This window comes from Sporosarcina sp. G11-34 (assembly GCF_026931025.1).
Genome location: NZ_JAHNZW010000009.1, coordinates 134759 through 157787, shown reverse-complemented (window position 1 = coordinate 157787; position 23029 = coordinate 134759). Strand labels below are relative to the sequence as shown.

19 protein-coding genes and 1 other annotated feature (1 of these 20 only partly in view) are annotated in these 23029 nt (G+C 39.6%); of the genes, 5 read left to right on the top strand and 14 right to left on the bottom strand.

What is annotated here, in order from left to right; all coding sequences use genetic code 11:
- Positions 1 to 22 (bottom strand) — a binding site (T-box leader) (it extends 176 nt beyond the left edge of the window).
- Positions 23 to 130: 108 nt separating this feature from the next.
- Positions 131 to 3130, top strand: a complete 3000-nt coding sequence (locus tag KSU66_RS14595) for a transglycosylase domain-containing protein (protein WP_269052200.1) — start codon at positions 131 to 133, stop codon at positions 3128 to 3130.
- Between the two features lie 61 nt (positions 3131 to 3191).
- Here the strand turns inward: KSU66_RS14595 and acsA are convergent, their stop codons facing one another.
- Positions 3192 to 4880, bottom strand: coding sequence for an acetate--CoA ligase (gene acsA, locus KSU66_RS14590; RefSeq protein ID WP_443028984.1), 1689 nt, complete (start codon positions 4878 to 4880; stop codon positions 3192 to 3194).
- Between the two features lie 175 nt (positions 4881 to 5055).
- Between acsA and KSU66_RS14585 the strand changes: the two genes are divergently transcribed.
- Genes KSU66_RS14585 through KSU66_RS14575 form a run of 3 tightly spaced genes read left to right on the top strand, consistent with a single transcriptional unit; the run spans position 5056 to position 7520 of the window.
- On the top strand, positions 5056 to 5688 hold the full coding sequence (locus tag KSU66_RS14585; protein WP_269052198.1) for a GNAT family N-acetyltransferase: 633 nt from the start codon (positions 5056 to 5058) through the stop codon (positions 5686 to 5688).
- 21 nt (positions 5689 to 5709) lie between these two features.
- A complete protein-coding gene (locus tag KSU66_RS14580; protein ID WP_269052197.1) occupies positions 5710 to 6357 on the top strand; it encodes an acetoin utilization AcuB family protein in 648 nt (215 codons plus the stop codon).
- Positions 6354 to 7520, top strand: a complete 1167-nt coding sequence (locus tag KSU66_RS14575; RefSeq protein ID WP_269052196.1) for an acetoin utilization protein AcuC — start codon at positions 6354 to 6356, stop codon at positions 7518 to 7520. The genes KSU66_RS14580 and KSU66_RS14575 overlap by 4 nt, the downstream gene beginning before the upstream one ends.
- A 140-nt stretch (positions 7521 to 7660) precedes the next feature.
- On the opposite strand, the gene ccpA is transcribed toward KSU66_RS14575, so the two are convergent.
- From ccpA to KSU66_RS14520, 11 genes are all read right to left on the bottom strand, one after another.
- Positions 7661 to 8659, bottom strand: a complete 999-nt coding sequence (gene ccpA / locus KSU66_RS14570) for a catabolite control protein A (protein ID WP_269052195.1) — start codon at positions 8657 to 8659, stop codon at positions 7661 to 7663.
- Positions 8660 to 8745: 86 nt separating this feature from the next.
- Positions 8746 to 9822: a bifunctional 3-deoxy-7-phosphoheptulonate synthase/chorismate mutase gene (locus KSU66_RS14565; protein WP_269052194.1), complete on the bottom strand. Its 1077-nt coding sequence runs from the start codon at positions 9820 to 9822 to the stop codon at positions 8746 to 8748.
- 1075 nt (positions 9823 to 10897) lie between these two features.
- Positions 10898 to 11701, bottom strand: a complete 804-nt coding sequence (locus tag KSU66_RS14560) for a YtxH domain-containing protein (RefSeq protein ID WP_269052193.1) — start codon at positions 11699 to 11701, stop codon at positions 10898 to 10900.
- Positions 11702 to 11736: 35 nt separating this feature from the next.
- A complete protein-coding gene (locus tag KSU66_RS14555) occupies positions 11737 to 12189 on the bottom strand; it encodes a DUF948 domain-containing protein (protein WP_443028983.1) in 453 nt (150 codons plus the stop codon).
- A 181-nt stretch (positions 12190 to 12370) separates the two neighbouring features.
- The gene (gene murC / locus KSU66_RS14550) at positions 12371 to 13684 is read right to left on the bottom strand and encodes a UDP-N-acetylmuramate--L-alanine ligase (RefSeq protein WP_269052192.1); all 1314 of its coding nucleotides are present in this window, start codon (positions 13682 to 13684) and stop codon (positions 12371 to 12373) included.
- Between the two features lie 95 nt (positions 13685 to 13779).
- Positions 13780 to 16467, bottom strand: coding sequence for a DNA translocase FtsK (locus tag KSU66_RS14545; protein WP_269052191.1), 2688 nt, complete (start codon positions 16465 to 16467; stop codon positions 13780 to 13782).
- Between the two features lie 166 nt (positions 16468 to 16633).
- Positions 16634 to 17239 carry a YtpR family tRNA-binding protein gene (ytpR, locus tag KSU66_RS14540; RefSeq protein WP_269052190.1) on the bottom strand — a complete coding sequence of 202 codons (606 nt, stop codon included), beginning with the start codon at positions 17237 to 17239 and terminating at the stop codon, positions 16634 to 16636.
- A gap of 4 nt (positions 17240 to 17243) precedes the next feature.
- Positions 17244 to 18056, bottom strand: a complete 813-nt coding sequence (locus KSU66_RS14535; RefSeq protein ID WP_269052189.1) for a DUF1444 family protein — start codon at positions 18054 to 18056, stop codon at positions 17244 to 17246.
- A gap of 81 nt (positions 18057 to 18137) precedes the next feature.
- The gene (locus tag KSU66_RS14530) at positions 18138 to 18656 is read right to left on the bottom strand and encodes a hypothetical protein (RefSeq protein WP_269052188.1); all 519 of its coding nucleotides are present in this window, start codon (positions 18654 to 18656) and stop codon (positions 18138 to 18140) included.
- Between the two features lie 87 nt (positions 18657 to 18743).
- Positions 18744 to 19268, bottom strand: a complete 525-nt coding sequence (locus KSU66_RS14525) for a DUF84 family protein (RefSeq protein ID WP_269052226.1) — start codon at positions 19266 to 19268, stop codon at positions 18744 to 18746.
- Between the two features lie 63 nt (positions 19269 to 19331).
- Positions 19332 to 20405 carry a M42 family metallopeptidase gene (locus tag KSU66_RS14520; RefSeq protein WP_269052187.1) on the bottom strand — a complete coding sequence of 358 codons (1074 nt, stop codon included), beginning with the start codon at positions 20403 to 20405 and terminating at the stop codon, positions 19332 to 19334.
- 167 nt (positions 20406 to 20572) lie between these two features.
- Here KSU66_RS14520 and KSU66_RS14515 point away from each other — a divergent pair, with 167 nt between their 5' ends.
- The gene (locus tag KSU66_RS14515) at positions 20573 to 20887 is read left to right on the top strand and encodes a hypothetical protein (RefSeq protein ID WP_269052186.1); all 315 of its coding nucleotides are present in this window, start codon (positions 20573 to 20575) and stop codon (positions 20885 to 20887) included.
- 103 nt (positions 20888 to 20990) lie between these two features.
- Here the strand turns inward: KSU66_RS14515 and KSU66_RS14510 are convergent, their stop codons facing one another.
- The gene (locus KSU66_RS14510) at positions 20991 to 21848 is read right to left on the bottom strand and encodes a YtnP family quorum-quenching lactonase (protein ID WP_269052185.1); all 858 of its coding nucleotides are present in this window, start codon (positions 21846 to 21848) and stop codon (positions 20991 to 20993) included.
- A 247-nt stretch (positions 21849 to 22095) separates the two neighbouring features.
- Positions 22096 to 22932, bottom strand: a complete 837-nt coding sequence (dat, locus tag KSU66_RS14505; protein ID WP_269052184.1) for a D-amino-acid transaminase — start codon at positions 22930 to 22932, stop codon at positions 22096 to 22098.
- Positions 22933 to 23029: the final 97 nt, after the last annotated feature.

Genomic DNA, 23029 nt, shown 5'->3' with positions numbered 1-23029 from the left:
TCGACTTTTTCATAATGCGGAAATACTATATACTATTAAGAATATCGTATTACGAAAGATTGTCAATCAAAATTGATTGAAGTCTAAAAAATTGTGTTATAATAGGAACGATTTAAGGAGGTTGATTGAGTTGTCAAAACAAAATAAAAATCGTATTCAATTAATAGAAGAAAGGCTAGAGTCGTTAACCAAAACAATGTGGGCAAAACGCTTACGAATCACATCTGGTGTTGCTTGGAACTTATTTTTACTATCTTTAGTATTTGTAGCAACCTTGACTGTATTCGGGGCTTCCGTGGGTGCGGGCTATTTTGCCTCACTTGTAGCCAAAGAACCGCTTCGTTCAAAAGATGAAATGAGAAACCAAATTTTCTCTTATGAAGAAACGTCTGAAATTTACTTGGCAAACAATGTTTATCTCGGGCAAATTAGTGCTGATATCGCCCGAACAGAAACTAAGCTTGAAAATGTCTCACCCTATGTTATCGATGCAGTCCTTGCTACAGAGGATGAATATTTCGAGACGCATAAAGGTGTTGTTCCCAAAGCTATTTTCCGTGGAATTTTCCAAGACGTGACAAACTCTGATAGTCAAACGGGCGGCTCGACATTAACTCAGCAATTAATAAAGATACAAATTTTAACTAATGAGGTGTCTTACGAGCGTAAAGCCAAAGAAATTTTACTCGCCATGCGACTAGAACACTTTATGGACAAGGAAGAAATTTTGGAGGCTTACTTAAATATCATTCCCTATGGTCGTAATTCTAATGGCGATAACATTGCTGGAATCGAAGCTGCTTCTCAAGGTATTTTTAATGTGAAGGCGAAGGATTTAACATTACCACAAGCTGCATTTATTGCCGGTGTTCCCCAAGCACCTTTTGCTTACACGCCTTTTTATAACAAGCCTCTTAATAACAATAACGAGAGATTAAAAGAGGACGAACAATTAAAACCCGGCATTGATCGAATGAAAACAGTGCTATACCGAATGAAAGAAACAGAATATATTACCGAGAAAGAATATAACGATGCGCTGGCTTATGATATTAAAAAAGATTTCCGTAAACCAACCCAGCGCACAAATGAACGTTACCCTTTTTTAACACAAGAAATTCAAAATAGAACCGTTCAAGTTCTTGCGAAAGTTTTGGCGGAAAAGGATAACATTGACCCGGAACGACTTGATAACGAAAAGAAGCTTGAAGATAAATATTTAATTTTAGCTCGCCGCTCTATGACTACCGATGGCTATCGAATATATTCAACAATTGATAAAGATATTTATGACGAATTCCAGAAAATAAAAAATAACTTTCCCAATTATGGGCCAACCCTTATGCCAGTAAGCATAGATAAAGAAACTGGAAAAGAGATAGCAACACCTAGTCCCGTCCAAGTAGGCGCGATGGCTATTGAAAATAGCACAGGTAGAATTCTTGCCTTTGTTGGAGGAAGAGACCCAAAGGAGAAAATTTGGAATCATGCCACACAGGAGTTCCGCCACAACGGTTCTTCCATGAAACCACTGCTCGTTTATGCTCCTGCTATAGAATTTGGCGTAGCAAGTGCTGGTAGCCCCATTGCAGATGTTTGGTTCAAAGGAAATAATGGCTCTATATGGCCAAAAAACTTTATTCCAACTGAGCAAATGGGCATCATTTCAGCCCGTCAAGCTCTAGCCTCTTCACAAAACGTTGCGGCTGCTCGGCTATACGCACAAATATTAGACAAGAACCCATTCCAATTTTTAACGAAAATGGGATTCACAAACACCGGTGGAGGCGGTCTTGCAGATGCCTTGGGAACAGTTGAAACAACTGTTGAAGAAAACACAAATGCGTTTGCTACTTTTGCCAATGGCGGTAAATTCATCGATGCACAAATGATTGACAGAATTGAAGATATGGATGGGAATATCGTTTTCGAGCATAAGGTCGAGCCTGTTGACGTATTTAGTCCACAAACATCTTACATTGTTACAGATATGCTACGGGATGTGTTGACAAATCATAGAGGTACCGCGCAAACTATGAAGAAAAACTTGAATTTCAATATCGACCTTGCAGCAAAAACAGGGACAACAGATAATTTTGGTGATGTATGGCTCGTTGGCTATAACCCAGATATTTCCCTGGGAGTATGGCTCGGATATGAATCTCGGACTACATCGCTTAAGAGTGGTTCAAACCAATACGGTGAACCAAGTACACGTGTCAATATGTTGTTTGCACAACTAATGAATGGGATGAACAAGGTTAAGCCCGAAATTGTAAATGCAGGGGAACGTTTCAAAGTCCCTGAAGGCGTTGTAACCCGCTCGTTTTGCGGAATTTCCGGACTTGCTCCTTCCCCGGCATGCTCTGCTGCTGGACTTGTCAAGTCGGACTTATTCAATGCAAGTGTTTTCTTACCGACCAAACCCGATGACAGTCTCGGTTCATCATCTTCATATGTTCTAATAAACGGGAAAAAGTACAATGCACTACCATCGACACCATCCGAGTTTGTTTCATCAGGAGGATCGTCTGGTATTACACAAAAATATATTGATCGAATACTGAGCCCGCTCGGAGGGGATCCAGCATATCTATTCCCTCAGAATTCACCTTTTTCAAAGAGTATTGTATCTACCTCAGAGTTCCAAGCGGATAATGTTGCACCGCAACCGGTTAGCGTTTCAATAACTGATAAAAAAATAACTTGGGGGAATTCGGCTTCTAATGATGTAATTGGTTATTACGTTCATTCGAAAGACGGCAAGAAAATTGGTACGATTCGTAGTGGCCAAGGAAATTCTTATTCTATTGGTGCTGGTTCCTTCTACGTTACCGCCGTTGATATCACAGGTAAACTATCAAACCCTTCGAATACAGTAACACTAGAAGTAGAAAAACCTGTGGAAGTTGAGAAAGATAGGGAAAGCGAGAAAGAGAAAGAGAAAGAGGATACCGAAAAGGAAGAGGTTAAAGTAGACAAGGATAAGGACAAAGATAAGACCCCTCCACCTAAAGAGGATGAAAAAGAAAAAGAAAAAGATAAAGAGAAAGATAAAGATAAAGAGAAAGACAAAGATAAAGACAAGACTCCTCCAGAAGAGGATAAAGAGAAGGAAGATAAAGATTAAATAAAAGCTTGCACACAATCGTTAGATTGATGTGCAAGCTTTTTTTGTCGGTATCTACAGACTATAGTTCGAGTTCCCATGATTTCAACACGCGGCGCATAATTTTTCCGCTTCGCGTTTTCGGAAGCTTTTCCTTAAACTCAATTTCCCTAGGAGCCGCATATGCCGCAAGCCCTTTTCTCACAAATTGCTGAATATCCTCTTTTAATTCATTAGAGCAATCATAACCTTCATGAAGCGCCACAAAAGCTTTAATAACTTCTCCGTGTACAGGGTCTGGTTTTCCAATTACACCAGCCTCAACGATCGCAGGGTGCTCAAGAAGCTTGCTTTCAACTTCGAATGGGTCAACCCTTTCCCCACTTGTCATAATTACATCATCTATCCGACCTTGGAACCAAAAATACCCGTCTTCATCTATATAGGCAGAATCTCCCGAAATATACCATTCATCGTTTATAAAACTTGATTCATATGCAGTTTCGTTGTTCCAGATTTTGCTCATCATCCCTGGCCAACCCTTTTTAATTGCTAAATTGCCCATTTCCTTTGGCGGTAACACATTTCCTTGGCGGTCAATAATTGCTACCTCAATTCCAGGCACCGCTTTCCCCATAGAACCTACTTTAATTGGAAGGCAATTGAAGTTACAAATTATATGTCCACCGGTTTCCGTCTTCCACCACGTGTCATGTATTCTTAATTTAAACGAGTCGGTTCCCCACCGGATAACCTCGGGATTCAATGGCTCGCCTACAGAAAGGACATGGCGAAGTGTTGTCAAATCAAACCCACGTAATTGGCCTTCCCCTGCGCCCATAAGCATTCGAAATGCAGTTGGAGCACTGTACCAAACCGTAACGCCATAATCTTCGATTGCCCCGTACCAACTTTCAGGTGAAAATCTACCCCCAAGTACAAGATTCGTTGCACCTGCTAGCATAGGGCCAAAAACACCATATACGGTACCTGTCACCCACCCTGGATCTGCCGTGCACCAATAAATATCTTCGTCATTCAAATCAAGGACCCAACGTGTCGTTTGCAGTTGTTGAACCATCGCTTCCTGAACGAGTGCAATCCCTTTTAGTTTTCCTGTAGAACCCGAAGTATAGTGAAGAAGAGTCGGATCTCCCTTTTCCATCCACTCGATTTGAAAATGCCTTGATGCATTCTTTAAATGAGTTGAAAAGTCAATCACTTTTTCGTCTTCTTGGATATCTTCGCCTACAAGGAATACGGTTTCTAATTTGGGCAATCTATCTAACGGGACGCGTTTCAGTAGTTCAGGTGTCGTGACAATTGCTTTCGCTTCACTGTCATATAGCCTGTCATAAACCGCGTCTTCCATAAACGCCTCAAATAGAGGCCCTACGATAACGCCAAGTTTCAGAGCGCCAAGCACCGAAAAGTACAGCTCCGGAGAACGCGGCATAAATATGAAAAGCCTGTCCCCTTTTTCTAAAGATGACTGATTGCGCAACACGTTCGCCGTTTTATTCGTCATCTTTTTCATTTCATTATATGTATATGCTTCTTTTCGTTCGCTATCTTTATAGTATAGCGCGACTTTGTTTTTCCTAAAAGAATCCGCATGTCGATCAACCGCTTCGTAAGCAATGTTCATTTTTCCGCTTTCATGCCAACTGAATTCTTTTTCCGCATCTGTCCAAGTGAATTCGGTTTTGGTAAGTTCATAATTTTTTAATTCATAATCCCCTTTTATAACTGGTAGCGTTTTCAATCCCACTAATATCATCCTTTCTCAAGCGAGTACATAACTCTATTCTACAATAACCTGACTGAAATATGTGAGTAATTCATTTTTTTACTCTGTTTTTAGCAATGTTAGAATTTGACGTCTTGTATCCGTGCTTTTGTTGTATACTATATAGATAGTTACAGATAAGTGAGGCGGTGATTTTTTGAAACATGTTAAAACGTATAATGCGATGGAAATCAAACATAAAAATGGCGATATTATCGTTGAAGGCCCCATTTCTTCTGAAGAATTGGCAAGACTTGATTTCCACGAAGACTTAACAGCATTTAGACTTCCTGCGCAGCAACACAAAGCATTAATCGAAATTGCTAAACTTCCTGAAGGCAGGATTATTATCGTCAGAGAATTAAACAAAGTCGTGGGATATGTCACCTACCTGTACCCTGATCCTTTAGAGCGGTGGTCAGAGGGAAACATGACTGATTTAATAGAACTTGGAGCAATTGAAGTTGCCCCTAAGTTTCGAGCAGGTGGAGTAGGTAAAGCTCTACTACAAGTGTCAATGATGGATGATGCTATGGAGGATTACATCATTCTAACAACTGAATACTATTGGCATTGGGATTTAAAAGGGACCGGTCTAAACGTTTGGGAATACAGAAAGATCATGGAGAAAATGATGAAGGTTGGCGGTCTTGAATATTATGCCACTGATGAGCCTGAAATTAGTTCACATCCAGCAAACTGTTTAATGGCGAGAATCGGCAAAAGAGTTAGTCCAGAATCTGTTCAACAGTTTGACAATCTTCGGTTCCAAAATCGATTTATGTATTAACACGAAAGTAGGTAATAATAAATGTTAATTGAAGAAATTATGGCCACAGATGTTATCACATTGCAACCGACAAATACCGTTAGAGATGCACTTGAAGTCATGCGCGATAAAAAGATTCGACATTTACCTATCATTACCGAAGATCGGACGGTTGTGGGTATTATTACAGATCGCGATTTAAAAGAAGTAGTACCGTCTATCCTTTCAGATCATAAGGCCATCGATATCTATGATATTGAGATTTCTACGATAATGACCAAAAACCCAATCATCGGTCATCCTATGGATTTCGTTGAAGAATCTGCAGTTATTTTTTACCGTAACAAAATCGGATCACTCCCAATTGTTTCAAACAATAAGCTCGTTGGAATTATTACTGAAACAGACTTGCTATACAAATATATCGAGCTGACTGGTGCACATCAGCCAGGTTCGCAGCTTGAAATTCGCGTACCTGATACGCCGGGTATTCTTTTTGAAGTTTCAAAGGTCTTCCATGAACAAAAAACAAACGTACTAAGTGTTCTTGTTTATCCTGACAAACAAAATATTTCAAGCAAAATTCTTGTCATACGAATTAAAACGATGAATCCGATAAACATCATCGAGGGACTTAAAGCGGGTGGCTTTGAGGTTCTTTGGCCAAACTTTCCAGGATTAGAGCGATGAGTAAAGAGGCCGTCTTTATTTATTCGGACGATCAACTTAATTACTCTTTCTCTGAGACCCACCCATTTAACCAAAAAAGGATTGTACTAACTGTTGACTTATTAAAGAAGGCCGGTTTACTAGAGGATTCGGACATTATTCCCCCACGAATGGCGACGGATGAGGAACTCCTTCTCGCGCATGATGCGAAATTTGTCGACATCGTAAAAAAAGCAAGTAAAGGTGAAATAACTGATTCCGTCGGTGAAATGTACGGAATTGGAACCGAGGATACACCCATTTTTCCGAATATGCACGAAGCAAGTGCAATGCTTGTTGGCGGTACACTTACTGCCGTTGATGAAGTGATGAGTGGACGTGCACGCCACGCTCTTAATCTAGGCGGCGGTCTTCACCACGGATTCAGTGGAAGAGCATCCGGATTTTGCGTTTACAATGACAGTTCTGTTGCTATTAAATATTTACAAAAAAAATACAAAGCTAGAGTTCTTTACATAGACACAGATGCGCATCACGGCGATGGAGTTCAGTGGAGTTTTTACGACGACCCTGAAGTTTGCACTCTATCTATTCATGAAACAGGACGCTATCTGTTCCCGGGCACCGGAAGTATCGCCGAACGTGGCAATGGTCAAGGGTATGGAACCTCTTTTAATTTCCCTATTGATGCTTTTACAGAAGATGATTCATTTCTCGATATCTATCGAACAGCAATGACTGAAGTAATGGAGTTTTTTAAACCTGATGTAATTCTTACCCAAAATGGGGCGGATGCGCATTACTTTGATCCGCTTACACATCTATATGGGACTATGAAAATTTTTGAGGAAATCCCTCGTGTTGCACGTGAAATGGCGAACAAGTATTGTGAAGGTCGATGGATAGCTGTCGGTGGTGGTGGTTATGATATATGGCGAGTCGTCCCACGTGCCTGGTCGCATCTTTGGGTGGCCATGAGCGGTCAAGAGGTACCTAGAGGTCCATTGCCAAAGAACTGGCTAGAAACTTGGCAGAAAGAGGCTCCGATTCCTCTTATCAATACTTGGGAAGATCCATTGCCTTTGTATAAAGCGATTCCAAGAAAAGATGAGATTACTGAAAAGAATGCACAAATGCTCAGCCAATCATTACATATCATTCGTGCAGAAAACTCAAACGACTAACTTTAGTCGAACCCAATTTTCAACATAATAAAAAAGAGCTGCTTTATAACCGGATTTTTCCGATTAAAAAGGCAGCTCTTCTTTATAACTTCAAATAATTTTAAGCTCGTAGATGGGCTTATAAGCGCAACTAGAGTTCTTTATTTCACGGAATCTCTTTCTACAAATCTATACGGTAAAAGCACTTTCTTTTCTTCTATTTCTTCTTTGTTCATTAATTTTGTTAGTAAGCGCATTGCGACTGCCCCTAAATCGTATAGTGGAACTGCTACAGTTGAAAGTTGCGGCCTCACGATACGAGCGAGAATTGAATGCTCAAAACAAATGAGTTCATAATCGTCCGGAACTGAATATCCTGCATCTCGCAAACCATTCAAAATACCCACAGCTAGCTGGTCATTGCCTGCAAATAATGCAGTCGGTCCATCTTCGAGACTTTCAACTTTTTTCCAACCTTCATATGCACTATCATAATTGTCGTCAATCTCAATGATATAATCATCTTCTAGAGAGATTCCCGCCTCTTTTAATGCACGTTCATAACCAACCTTCTTATAGTCACGATTAATATCCCGTGTCTGTGGTCCTGTTATAAATGCAATCTTCTTATGCCCGTTCGCTACAAGCTTTGACACAGCCTCAAAAGATGCCTGTTCGTAATCAATATTAACAGTTGCGAATTGGTTCTCCTTGTCTACTGTTCCCGCAAAAACAATCGGAACAGTGCCTCGCGACATTTCTTTTCGAACTTCATCCGACACTGAATCACTCATGAAAATGAGGCCATCCACTTGTTTTCCAAAAAGATCGACAAGCAATTCTAGTTCTCGTTCTGGCCGTTCATCAGAATTGGATATAATAATATTATATTCATACATCGTTGCCACGTCAGCAATCCCTCGGGAAAGTTCTCCGTAAAAGTGAGCTGAAATATCCGGAATTATGACACCAATTGTTGTCGTCTTTTTACTAGCCAGACCCCTAGCGACCGCATTCGGTCGGTATCCTAGCTCCTCTATACAGTCAAGTACCCGTCTTCTTGTTGACGGTTTAACATTTGGGTTGCCATTGACGACGCGTGAAACCGTTGCCATCGAAACATTGGCAACACGTGCTACATCATAAATTGTGACCGCCATCGTTTTCCCCTCCTTTATTCAAATTCATAGTTGTAAACGATTCAAAACGCCGGAACCAATTAAGGTCCGGCGTCCATTATACTATTTTACGCATGAATCTTCATAAAGTCCATCATAGATGAATAGAACTCATCAAATTGAGTAAGATCCATTTGTTGAGCCGCATCAGATAAGGCTACTGCCGGATCCGGATGCACTTCTGCCATTACGCCATCTGCGCCTACTGCAAGTGCTGCCTTAGCTGTTGGAATGAGCAGGTCGCGTCTTCCAGTTGAGTGGGTGACATCGACAAACACCGGTAAATGTGTTTCCTGCTTAAGAATTGGAACTGCAGAGATATCGAGCGTGTTACGAGTAGCGCGCTCGTATGTACGGATTCCTCGCTCACAAAGAATGATTTGGTCATTCCCTTGCGCCATAATATATTCAGCTGCATTAATAAATTCATCAATTGTTGCTGCAAATCCACGTTTCAATAGGACTGGTTTATTAACAGCACCTACTTCTTTCAATAATTCAAAGTTATGCATGTTACGTGCACCTATTTGAATAACATCTACGTATTCTAATGCTTCTTCCAAATGTGAAGGTGTAATAATTTCACTGACAATTGATAATCCAGTTTCGTTAGATACTCTCTTCAAAATTTGTAATCCTTCTAGTCCAAGACCTTGGAAATCATAAGGCGATGTTCTAGGTTTGTACGCGCCACCCCGTAAAAACTTTTGGCCTTTTGCTTTAACAGCTTCTGCAACTGCTAGCACTTGTTCGTATGATTCTACTGCACACGGCCCAAAAATAAATGTAGGCAATCCATTCCCAATTTTGGCTCCGTTAACGTCAACAATCGTATCTTCTGCTTTCTTCTTCCGAGAAACAAGTAAAGCATTTCGTTGGTCGTCTTCTTGTATTTCAAGTGCCGACATGAATATTCCTTTGAAAATATGTTCCATTACCCCGTCTGGTAGTGGTCCTTTATTATATGCTTTAAGTTCATTTAACATTTCACGTTCGCGGATAGGGTCATACCGATTAACACCTTGTTTTTCTTTTACTTTTCCAATCTCTTGAACAAGTTCCGTTCTTTCGTTAATCAAATCCAAAATTTTCGTATTCAATCCGTTTACATGGTCTCTTAATTCATCAAGATTAAGGTGTCCCATATGTCCATCTCCTCCCGTACATACTATTCTTATTCATTAGCCTAGAATGTATGTTACATTTTTTGTGAATAGACTTATTATAGAGAGTACTTTTAGAAAAGTCACGCAAAGTCCTAATATTTCATACAAATATCGCTATTTTCGTTAAAAAGAGTGGAATTCATAACTTTAACATTATTCGGACACGGTATTAGAACATAATCCGATGTTAGTTTTAATTTAATAGAAGAAAAGATTCTTACCACTATGCCAGTTTATTTTCCAATGAGCAAAGTGATAGATCTATGAATGTTTGCCAAATACATAATATTTTAAGTTTAACAAATAGTATTCTTGAAACTAAAGATTGATTAGAAATCAAGCACGATTTATTCAATTATTAATTTTAGTTGATGAATAGAATCGATTGGTCTAGCCGTAAGACAACTAGTAATTATGATGACCAATTTAACAAAAGCCCTGTTAATAATTATTACTACTGTATCGCATATTCTGTACGTCATCACAATTTGGACATCGAAATAATTGGAAATCTGAGAGACCTAACAAATCACTCCCCTCGATGAAAGTTATTGCGACTTCGATACCCAGGTTGTTGCAGAACTTCTATGCATCCTCCTAACGCTGCTGGAATTGAAATGGAGGAGTTAAACTTAAATCGATACGTCAATCCAAGGCCTTGTCCCTCATCCATAGGAAGGCTGCACGACGCTCTAGCCCATATTGTTGCCTGAACACCAGACACTGAACTCACAGAGCACAGCAAAGGCATTGCATATAAGACCGTACTGCTAGTCGGTTGTGATGTAACCGAAGCCAAGTATAAATACTTTCAAATTCATTGTTGAGAATGACGATACTTCTTCTCATGATTTAATTGGAATATGTCAACTTCTAATAAATAACTCTCATGCTGAATTCAGCTATCCAATTTACGGCGGTGAAACCTCAAAATTTTTTCCTTGCTGCATCGCCTTGTTTATGAGGCTACTTAAACACACCATTGCCAAAACATAAAAATGCCCGAAAGTCGGTTAACTCCAACTTTCGGGCATTTTACTAGCTTTTTTTACTATTAGTCAGCTTTTACAACCGCTTTTTTCATTGCATCTGCTGTTGATGTAGTGAGTTGTTCTGCTTCTTCTAATTTTTCTTGAATGATATTCTCTGTTTTCTCAACAAACTCAATAGCCTCTTCGCCTTCTAATGAAGCAGTCCCATCATCCATTGGTACTGAAGTTTTCGAAGTCATAGATTTCACTTTATCTACGAATTGACCAGATTGTTCTTGTATCGATTTTGTTACCTCTTCTGTCTTTCCCTTTGCAACTGAAGTAAATTCAGATGCCTTGTCCTTAGCAACTGATTTATATTCAGACGCTTTGTCTTTTGCAGCTGATGTATATTCAGATGCTTTGTCTTTTGCAGCTGATGTATATTCAGATGCTTTGTCTTTTGCAGCTGACGTATATTCAGATGCTTTGTCTTTTGCAACTGATGAATACTCAGATGCTTTGTCTTTTGCAACTGTTGAATACTCAGTCGCCTTGTCCTTTGCAACAGTAGAAATTTCAATACCTTTTTCTTTCAAATGAACTGCTTGTGTTGATATATCTTCACGCATTTCCTTACCTGTTTTCGGTGCAAGGAATAGTGCTGCAGCCGCACCTATTACGCCGCCGATAACCGCACCAAGGAGGAAACTCCCAGCTCCTGAATCTTCATAATCATCTTCATAAAATGAATCCGTATATCCACGATCATTAAAATTATATTGATCTGGCTGATATGATGATTGTCCGTCTGTGTTTATGCTTGGCTCTTGTCCAGGATCAAACTCGTGGCTATTTCTCATTTCATTATTGTTGTTTTCACTCATATTTATTCCTCCTATAAAATTTAAATGGTCAACTCTTATCTTGGTTCGTAACTTTTCCAACCTCGGGTGCTTCGTTTACGCTCCTTCATCTTGTCCATAATTTCTATGGCCACATGACTCCACTGCATCACTTGAGCCACCTTATCGCTGTTTTTATCCGCTTCCTGCACGACCGTATTGGTCACACGACGAACGGATGTATTAATTCCGGTGACAGAATCACCGACACCCTTCACCGCATCAACAACAGAATTTAATTTGTCCGATTTTTGTTTAATATCATCGGCCAAAGTATTTGTCTTCTGAAGTAGTTCGGTTGTTTCTTTTGTAACACCTTCCAACTGAACAGATAAACCGTCCATAGTTTCAGAAACGCTTTGCAATGTGTTCTTTAATGAGAACAGTGTCATAGCAAGACTTACACATAAAATTAAAAATGCAAGTGCAGCGACGATAGCCGCTATATACAATAAACTATCCAAAGACATGTCCTCCCAATTATTAACTGTCATAACATTGTTTACCCTTTTTCATCAGGACTTAAACGTTATGTCTGTATAACCTATTCGTTGCCTGTCTTAAAATCCCTTCTTTTCAAGAAGAGTTTTTGATAATAACTTGGAAAGATTTAATTTTCTAGAAAAAAAGAAACAGCTAAACAATAGAAGTTTAAGCTGTTTCCTCTTTATCTAACATTAATTTAAATTTATTTAAATACTTTTGCACATCGCCTGCACCCATAAAGAGGTAGACTGCGCTTCCATGTTTTTCAAGTACCTCAATATTATCAAGTTCCAGATGTACTGCACCCGGCATCTTTTTAAGGAGCTCATCAATCGTTATTTTGCCAGCCTGTTCGCGTGCTGAACTGAAAATATCACATAGATAAACATGATCAGCAGTTTCCAAACTATGCGCAAATTCATCAAGCAACGCAGCTGTACGAGTAAATGTGTGGGGCTGGAAAATCGCAACCACTTCTTTAGTCGGGTACTTTTGCTGGGTTGATTGTAACGTCGCCTTAATTTCCGTCGGATGATGCGCGTAATCATCTATAATTACTCGATCATTGCTTTCCATAACTGTAAACCGTCTTTTAACACCATCGAAACTCAATAGCCCATCTTGAACGATTGACGCGGGTATCCCCTCATAATGACAAAGTGCAATAACGCCAAGCGCGTTTAGAATCGCATGATCTCCCGTAAGTGGAATATTAAATGTATAATACAATTCACTACGGACATAAACATCAAATGTTGAGCCTTCTGCATTTTTTACAATGTTTTTCGCCGCAAAATCGTTTGACTCGTCAAATCCGTAATATACGACAGGTACATTTGCTTGAATTTCCTGCAAATGTGGATCATCTCCACAAGCAATTATCGCTTTTTTCACTCGTAATGCCATGTCACCAAATGCATCAAGTACATCGGCTAGGTCTTTGAAATAATCTGGATGGTCAAAATCGATATTTGTTATTATCGCATAATCAGGTTCATACGCGAGAAAATGTCGCTTATATTCACATGCTTCAAAAGCAAAGTACTTTGCGTCTTCAAGCCCTTTTCCCGTACCATCACCTATTAAATATGATGTCGGTGAATAACCGGAAATCACATGTGAAAGAAGTCCAGTTGTTGATGTTTTCCCATGCGTTCCTGTAACGCCTATTGATATAAAGTCTTGCATATAACTTGCCAGAAATTCGTGGTAACGAATTAGCTCAATTTCTAGTTCGCGTGTTTTTTCAATTTCAGGATGACTGTCCGGAAAAGCATTTCCCGCGATAACCGTCATGCCTTCTTTAATATTATTTTCATCAAATGAAAAGATTGGTATATTTCTCTCAAGCAAAGAGTCTTCAGTGAAAAAATATGTCTCCACATCAGAACCCTGTACGTTATGTCCAGAATCATGAAGAATTTGTGCAAGCGAACTCATGCCTGCTCCTTTGATTCCTATAAAATGATACAATGTCATTTGGTAACCTCCCGGGACCTTTTTGGTTCCCTTTATACTCAACTATCTATTCCCTATTTCACAATAAATTATGCAATTAATTATAGGTCTAAACGTTAAAATACTGATTCTGTTAATTGGTCTATATCTGCTTGTGTCATGTAAACTTCGCGTGCCCTACTTCCCCTTTGTTCGGAAATAAAGCCATGCTTCTCAATTCGATCCATGAGCTTTGCAGCACGGTTATAGCCTATGCTGAAATTGCGTTGTAATAAGGACGTTGACGCACTCCCTTGCTCATAAATAAAGAGACAAGCCTCTTCAAACAATGGATCTGTTTCTTCCTCTTCAACTGCACTTTTCAATAGCTCCTCTTGCCCAAACAAATAATTTGGGGAAGCTTCGTGACGAACGTGTTCTATTATACGTTCAATCTCGTCATCCGTGACAAATGTCCCTTGTAAACGAGTAGATGAAGATTGCCCATTACCAAGATACAACATATCCCCCTTACCAAGCAAACGCTCAGCACCGGCCGTATCAATAATTGTTCTCGAATCTATTTGAGACGATACAGAAAATGCAATACGCGTAGGAATATTTGCCTTTATTGTACCTGTAATTACATCTACTGAAGGACGTTGCGTAGCAATAATAAGATGTATTCCACACGCACGTGCTTTCTGGGCAATTCTAATAATGGATACTTCAACATCCGCCGGTGACATCATCATTAAATCGGAGAGCTCATCGATAACGATTAGTAGGTATGGCATCTTCAATGAAAATCTGCGATTCTCCAAGACTACTTTATTGTACCTTTCAATATCCCTAACACCAGCATGTGCTAATAATTCATAGCGACGTTCCATTTCCTTAACTGCCCATTTAAGTGCAGCGGTTGCGGCCTTCACGTCAGTAATGACCGGGCTTATGAGATGTGGAATTCCATTAAATGGCGCAAGTTCCACCATTTTAGGATCAATTAGCATCATCTTAAGATCCGTCGGAGACGCCTTATACAGAAGGCTTACTAGAATTGAATTAATACAGACCGATTTTCCTGATCCAGTCGCACCGGCAATTAGACCATGTGGCATCTTTCTGAGATCAAGTGTCTCGGGTTCTCCTGTTAAACCTAGTCCAAGTACCGCTTCAAGCGGAGAATCAGAGGCCTTAAATGCTTCCGTTCCAATCACTTCAGAAATACGAACCGGTCTTGTCTGCCTGTTGGGAATCTCAATCCCTATGGAACTTTCTCCAGGAATCGGTGCTTGAATACGAATTTCTTTCGCAGCAAGTGTAAGTTTTAAATCATCCGTTAAATTTCTAACACGACTCACTTTTGTCCCCTGCCCTACAGTTAACTCAAAGCGAGTTACTGTCGGTCCTTGCACAGCATCAATAACTGTTGCCTGGATTCCAAAATGTGATAACGATTCTTCTAGTTTCTCAGATTGTTTCTGAAGCCACTCTGTATCCTCAATATGTAGTTCGGGTGGAATCAGATAATCTAATGACGGAAAAACATAATGCGGCTCTTCATCGACTTCTTCAACCACTTCTTCAGAAGCCACCAATTCTACTAGGGGTTCTTCCCTAGTATTTTCGGGCTTTTTTTTATCCAGTTCAGCATTTGGTAGTTGTTGTGCTGCTTTTCTTAATTTTTCTTTGTCCGTTTTCAACATCAGTACATTAAACGGAACAATTCTTTCTTTTTTCTTCTCTTCTTTTTCTTCGAGTTCTACTGATTCTTGTTCTGGTACTAGTTCTGGTACTAGTTCTGGTACTAACTCTTGTATTGGTTCTTGTATTGGTTCTTGTACTGGCTCTTGTTCTTGTACTGGTTCTTGTACTGGTTCTTGTACTGGCTCTTGTACTGGCTCTTGTACTAGCTCTTGTTCTAACTCATGAACTGGATCTTGTACTAGCTCGTGTTCTAACTCTTGTACCGCCTCTTGTACCGCCTCTTGTACTTGTTCTTGCTCTTGCTCTAGTTCTTGTATTGACACTGGCGCAGCTTCAGGCTGTAGTTTAGGGTCTAACTCATTTTCAGACTCTGTTTCTAGCACTACATCAGGCTCAATCTCTGGTTGCACTACTACTTGTTGCTGTACAACCTCTAATTCCTCTTGCACTTTTTCATAGCTTTGTTCATTATCATCTAGTTTAGTAGGTTCGTTACTTCGGCCAATAGACTCGTTTACAATCGATGTCTCAGCAGGCTTTAATTCAATAGAAGTTAATCCCGTTTCTATTGTTCGCTTTGGTTTGGGTAGTAATGTACTTTCGGCCCTACTCGACAATTCCGATAGCTTTTCTCGGTTCGAGAATCCAAAAATTGGTGAAGGCACTTTGGTCGGATTAAACTTTTTTGTCCCCATTTTTTCAACGGACTGAATCTGTTCTATTTTCTCCTTGGATTTTTCAACTTTACTTACGCCAAAGTCGTGTCTACGTTCCACATTATTTGGATTTTCTGTAGTTGAATTCGCCCTATATATGTTTGTTGGAATGTCATTTTTAGGCCATCTCTCGTTTTGGTAAAATGGAATCGGTTCATAATCATCTTCTTCTAGATCTGCCGATAGTTCCGGGTGTTCACGTTGTTTACCTACTTCATCCTCATCCCAGCCATAAATTTCGGAGTCAGTAATGATTGGAAAACGAAATACTGGTTTTTCCACAGTACCGACTTTTTCGGCTTCATGTTCCATCAATTCATTATCTAGCTGTGGTGGATTTTCACTACTTTCATTTTCTTCTGCAAAAAAACGGTTCTTTAATCGGTTAAACCAATTCAAGACAATCACTCATTTCGTGTCGATTACTCTATTTTAGCAGTTACAGTGAGTTGAAATCAAATTATATCCTAAAATAAGAAAAACGTACCACTCGGCACGTTTTTAGACCTAGACCATATAAGCTTGCAGCAGTGCCCGCAGAATGCGGAACACTTAAGCTGTAGCCTTACTTTACAAACGATTCCCCTACGACAAACTTGTCATCTAGCACAAGTATACCCGTGTTTTCTACTGCATCTGGTAATGATAGTTCAGTAGCTGAACAAACCATTCCAGAAGAAGCAACTCCACGGAGTTCCGCATCTCGAATGACCATACCCGACGGCATTACGGCACCCACTTTTGCTACGACAACCTTTTGACCCGCGGCGATATTCGAAGCTCCGCAAACAATCTGAAGCGTTTCGTTCCCAACATCTATTGAACAAACGTTTAGACGATCCGCATTAGGATGTCCCTCTATCGATAAGACATGACCGACAACAAACTTTGGCGTGAAGTCTGCATCAAGCTCAAGTTCAACATTATTTTTTACAAGTGCCTTTTGTATTTGGTCAACAAGTTCTTCAGTTAATTTAACTTCACCATTATCTACAAGTTCTACATACGACGAAGCGTTAAACATATTGAATGCCACTACTTCTTTTGTTTCTTCATTTTGAACTAAAGCCACATCACCTTTGGTTTCAACTGCTACTGTTTCAGGTTTTGTCAACGCGATTTGGACTAACAATACTTCCCCAACACCATTTTCATTATAAAATATATTCATTGAATTACTTTCCCTTCTTTCGTGTAACACGATTTTTCGCCATAATAAATATTGGTTCCAATTCATCTTTTTCATAAATGAATGACAGCGACGTGACAGGCACATTCCCTTTTGTGAAGAAGTGCATCGTCATTTGTGCGAGTACATCATACCCTGTTTTATTCCTAATATCACCAATTATTAACACATCTTGATGAGGAACTGATACAGTCATATCTCCTTCGACTTTCTCTTTCATTTCCTTTAAAAATGCAGTGTTCAAAATTCGGCTTGCATCGTATCCATCGTTATTATTAATAAAGTAGAATAAGTTGCCATCCACTTCATCTTTCTTCATCTTCGTTGGCAATGATTTCACTCGAAATTGTGCAGCTTCCATTAATTGTGGCGCGGTTTGGCCAATCGCATCTAGCATACTCTCATCAATTAGACGATAAGTAGTATCCAAATCCAACGCATAATAAATACGCGTTTCCGCCGTATGATCTTTCATGACAAACCGATTACCATCTGCTGTTTCCTCCGCAAATGAGGTTGAGCGGATAACAGGATATATTGGGCGGCCACCTTGAAACCCTTCAGTGTGCTCAAGTTCCATTGCTTTAAATGTCATATCAATTGTATAAACCACTTCATCAATAGCTGCTTCTTTTTTCTCGCTATATTGGCGGAGTATGTCAGGAAGGGAAATATCCATTCCTTTATTCAACAACTTATGATCTAAGCGAACCCTATCTGCTTTTTCATCAAACTTCCAATCAAAGTTTTCTGAGGGAAGACGTTCTTTCAAGATTTTCACTAGCTCTCTCGATTTCATTAACTAAACTCCTCCATTCATACTAAAAACGAATGGTTTCCACTATGGCAAACCATCCGTCCAATATATATCTACCTAAAATCACTCTTGTTTACTGATCGAACGGACGATTTCCATCATCATTCTTAAATGTGTATCGATATTCTTTTCTTTTGTAATTGTTGTTATTTTTGCTCCACCCACACTAACAATTAACTCTACTTGGTTATTGCCACTTTCTACTACCGCAACGAATCCAAATGTACGATTTTCTATGAAAGTTTCGATTGCAACTGTTTCTTTTGTTTCATCCTCTATGAGAAGGTCATAAAAAAGGCGACTGTTTGCTTCCTCGTTTGGATTAATGAACAAAATAAAAGTGTCATCATTCTTATTAAATAGGATGTTTTGTGCATCTGAATCTTCTTTTATTGTGAACCCCATTGGCTTGTATAGTTTAACACCATCAAATTCTTCGGTTCCCGCTTTATTATTAGCATAAAATGCTTCTTCTGCTGATTTCAAACCTTTTGCGGTTCGATCCTCAAGTGATTGTCCACATGCAGTTAGAAATAACGTGGACAGCATGATTAGTAATATGTTTTTCCAGGAGTGGAACATTCGAGTTCCTCCATTCGTTAAATTGAACTCCATTACTATTTTAAGGCTCTTTGACAATAGTTGCAACTTAGCGGTTTCATAGTGTTTTTATGACGTCTCAATTAATGAATATTGCCACTGACCAATTAACAAGTGCAAGATGTGCGAAAAGAGTTCATCTCTACTCACCGCACCATTCGTCAAGAGACCCACCGCACCTTCTTTATGTCGTAATCCTTCCCCACCGTAGTAATTTTCAATCACGGGACCTAACTCTTTTCCTTTTTTAATTTCTTCAGCTATATAATCAGGTAACGGAATCTGTGCTCCAGCTGCCGTAAATCTTGTGCCATCTGGCAAAATTAATGCGCCCCAGTTACAAATATACAGCTTCTCATCGAGTTGCCTGACGCCGCCTTCCAGCCCAATTCCGATAGCACTGCCATTTAAACTGCTGGCCTTAAATGCTCGATTTATGGCACCAAGACGCGTTTCTTCATCCCCGTATGGTTGATTGGAAACACCTGAACCTATATCTACGCTCGAAAACTTTGCTTCTGGGAAGTATTGCAACACTACATTTTTTGTTGCACGTATCTTTGCTTCATTTGCTGATCCAATAATAAAATTCATCACTTATCTTCCTCCATTAACATCAAAACCGCCCCGCACATGACGTGCAAGGCGGCAAGAATATTATACGTTGCTCATAATCGTTTCTACTGTTGTTTTATCGCATGAAGTTACGAGTTTAACAAGTAGTTCTTTGGCCGCTGCGTAATCATCGGTATGAATAATTGATGCTGCTGTATGAATATAACGGGAACAAATACCAATAACCGCACTTGGTACCCCTTCGTTTGCCATGTGAACACGTCCTGCATCAGTTCCTCCTTGAGAAATAAAATACTGATAAGGTATGTTATGCGTTTCTGCCGTATCAAGAATGAATTCACGCATCCCACGATGTGTAATCATCGAACGGTCCATAATTCGTAGAAGCGTTCCTTTACCCAGTTGGCCAAATTCATTTTTATCACCTGACGCATCATTTGCGGGACTTGCATCTAGCGCAAAAAATATATCGGGGTTAATCATCGTTGCAGCCGCCTGCGCACCGCGCAAACCTACCTCTTCTAATACGTTTGCACCAGAATAGACAGTGTTCGGCAATTCTTTACCATGTACTTCCTTTAAAAGGTCTATTGCCAGACCGCAACCATAACGATTATCCCAAGCTTTTGCCAAAATCTTTTTATCATTAGCCATTGGCGTGAACGGACATATCGGCACAATTTGTTGACCTGGTCGAATGCCTATTTTTATTGCATCTTCTTTATCATCTGCACCAATATCAATGAGCATATTTTTTATATCCATCGGTTTGTTGCGCATCTCATCACTTAACAAATGGGGTGGAATTGAACCTATGACCCCAATTACTGGTCCTTTTTCAGTGATTAGCTCAACGCGTTGTGCAAGAAGAACTTGGTTCCACCAACCTCCAAGCGGTTGAAAACGAATCATTCCGTTATCGGTAATTGCAGTTACCATAAATCCAACTTCATCCATATGACCCGCAACCATAATACGGGGACTATCCTCTGGCCCTTTTCTTACACCAAAAATTCCGCCAAGATTATCCTGGATTAATTCATCCGAATACTTTCCTAGCTCGTCCCGCATATAATTACGGACTGCATGTTCATTACCCGGTGCCCCAGGAAGTTCGGTTAGTGTTTTAAACATCTCTAAAGTTTCACGATTCACAAATATAGCCTCCCAATTAAATATGTATACTATTCAGTGTAGACGATTATTTTAAAAACTTCCATCTTCTTTAGCTAATAAATGATTTTGATTAAGTGCTTGTCTACGGATTATTTAAATATTGTGATACACTAAATTAAAGTCATATATTGGAGGTTTTATTAAAAATGAATATAAAAGATTTCGCAGCTGGTATCCTAACAGGCGTAGCAGCAGGGATTGTCGTTAGTAAAGTAATTGACCAGGTTGATCCAAACGTATCGGCTGAAGCCGTATTAAAAAATATTAAGCAATCCTTTAATGAAGAAGGTCCAATTGATGGCTCGTGGATCGTTATGAAAACCGAACCATTCAGCAAGAAAATGATTCATATGGACGTTTACCGTGGCGGCATCTCACGCATTATGAACGGCGAGTTAGAGCAGTTCGAATTTTCCGCAGATGCTAAGACCGGAACCGTAGTCGAACTCCTTAGAGTTTAATAAATAGTTCCGCGATTTGAAAATAAACACTACCTAAAAAAATAATAAAGAAAAACCGTTACTTAACTGAAAACATCCAGTTGAGTAACGGTTTTTTCATGCCTCATTCGTTCGAGAGCTTTGTCCTTTTTACACTTTCAACAATTTCTTTGCCTGGCTCATCCCATTTTACAAGCCTATAAATTGCGTCATGATAAAAACTAAACCAGTAGTTCCCAGCAAGGGCTTCTTTCATCAGCGATTCTTTTGCGGCAATGGAATCCATTGGATAGTCATCATATGACAGAACCCATAGGGGGTTACTATGCGCATGCGTCGGCATCAAATCACCCATATGAAGAATCGTCTCGCCATTTTGAGTTAGCTTAATAACACTGTGGCCATTACTATGGCCACCTGTATGAATCATTTCAATTCCAGGAACAACTGTTAATCTTTCTTCAAAAGTCTTTACTTGGTCTTGTACAGGTTCCCAGTTTTCTTTCCAATATGTATTCTTAGAACGAATATTTGGGTCGCGCATTTCATCCCATTCAACTTGCGAAGTATAAATTTCGGCGTTTGAAAAGACCGATATTAGTTCCCCATCTTGCCACTTCGTTAATCCCGCCGCATGGTCATTATGTAAGTGTGTCATTAATATAATATCGATGTCTGCTGGTGTAAGTCCAAGTTTGTCTAGATCTTCTTCCACGCTAGACTCTTCAACTACTCCGAGATTACGTTTCAATTTTTCATCCAGTTTTCCATTACTAAGCCCAGTATCTATCAATATATTTTTACCGTTATATTGAATAAGTATAGGATCCGTGGCGAGTTCAATTAAGTTATTTTTATCCACATCGTATCTCCGAGACCAGAGTACTTTTGGAACGGGCCCAAACATCGTGCCCCCATCTAAATAGTTGAGTCCCCCATTTAACCAAGTCATTTGCATCGCGTGAAATTTAAAGTTATCCAAAATTATACTCCCCCTATTGCTTAATTTAACATTCTACTTTCTCCCCGTCGTCCTCAAGAAGTCGACTTATTGCGCTCGTTTGTCCAACATCAAATGGACAGACTGGATAATCAATATAACCGATTTAAGACAGCAAGTATTTCTTTGCTGGAAAACGGACTTCCTTCTCGCTAAAAAGTATAAAACATGACGCTACTTTACGTTGTGAATAGCTTTTCAAATGATAGTATCCAAGCTCAATCAATCGTTACTTAGGAATTTGCGCCGTGAATGCGATTTGCAACTTCTCTGTTATCGCCCCGCGTTTGCCACTTCCGATTTCATGTCCATCTATAGTCGTTACCGGCATAACTTCCATAGTCGTTGAGGTATAGAACATCTCATCCATAGCAAATGCTTCTTTAAGTGCAAATGCTTCTTCTACAACCGGGATACCCAATTGTTGGCACAACTGAACAACGACTTTTCGTGTAATTCCTTCAAGAATAAGATTTGTAGCAGGGTGCGTATATACGACACCGTCTTTTACAGCAAACATATTTGTTGAAGAACCTTCTGTCACTATACCATCCCTATGAAGAATTGCCTCCGAGCACCCTGCTTCTTTAGCTTCTTCCTTTGCTAGAACACTTGCTAACAGATTCAAACTTTTTATATCGCATCGTAACCAGCGAATGTCGTCAACGGACTTAACCGAAACACCTTTTTCCATATCGCCTAGTGGTCTGGCTCCATTTACTGCATACGCTGTGACAATCGCAGGAACCGCCGGTGTTGGAAAGTTATGCTGCCTTCCTGCTGAGCCCCGTGTAACCTGCATATAAACATGACCATTGGACACTTTATTTTTTTTGATTAATTCACGAGCCACATCAATCAATTCTTGCTCAGTGTACGGAATTGTCAACTTTATTTTTCTTGCACTTTCAAATAACCTGCTAAAATGTTCTTCCGCTGTGAACAATTCATCATTGTAAACCTTCACGACCTCGTAAACGCCATCCCCGAAATAATACCCTCGGTCATCAATCGAAATTTCCAAGTGCTCTTTCTTCGTAAAATTCCCATCCATAAAATAAAGCATAATTGTAATCCCCCTATATATTTTTTAAAAAATACAACTAAAGTCTTTAATCATTCAATTTAATTGAATATTCGTGCACACAAGTCTATTATAAGGT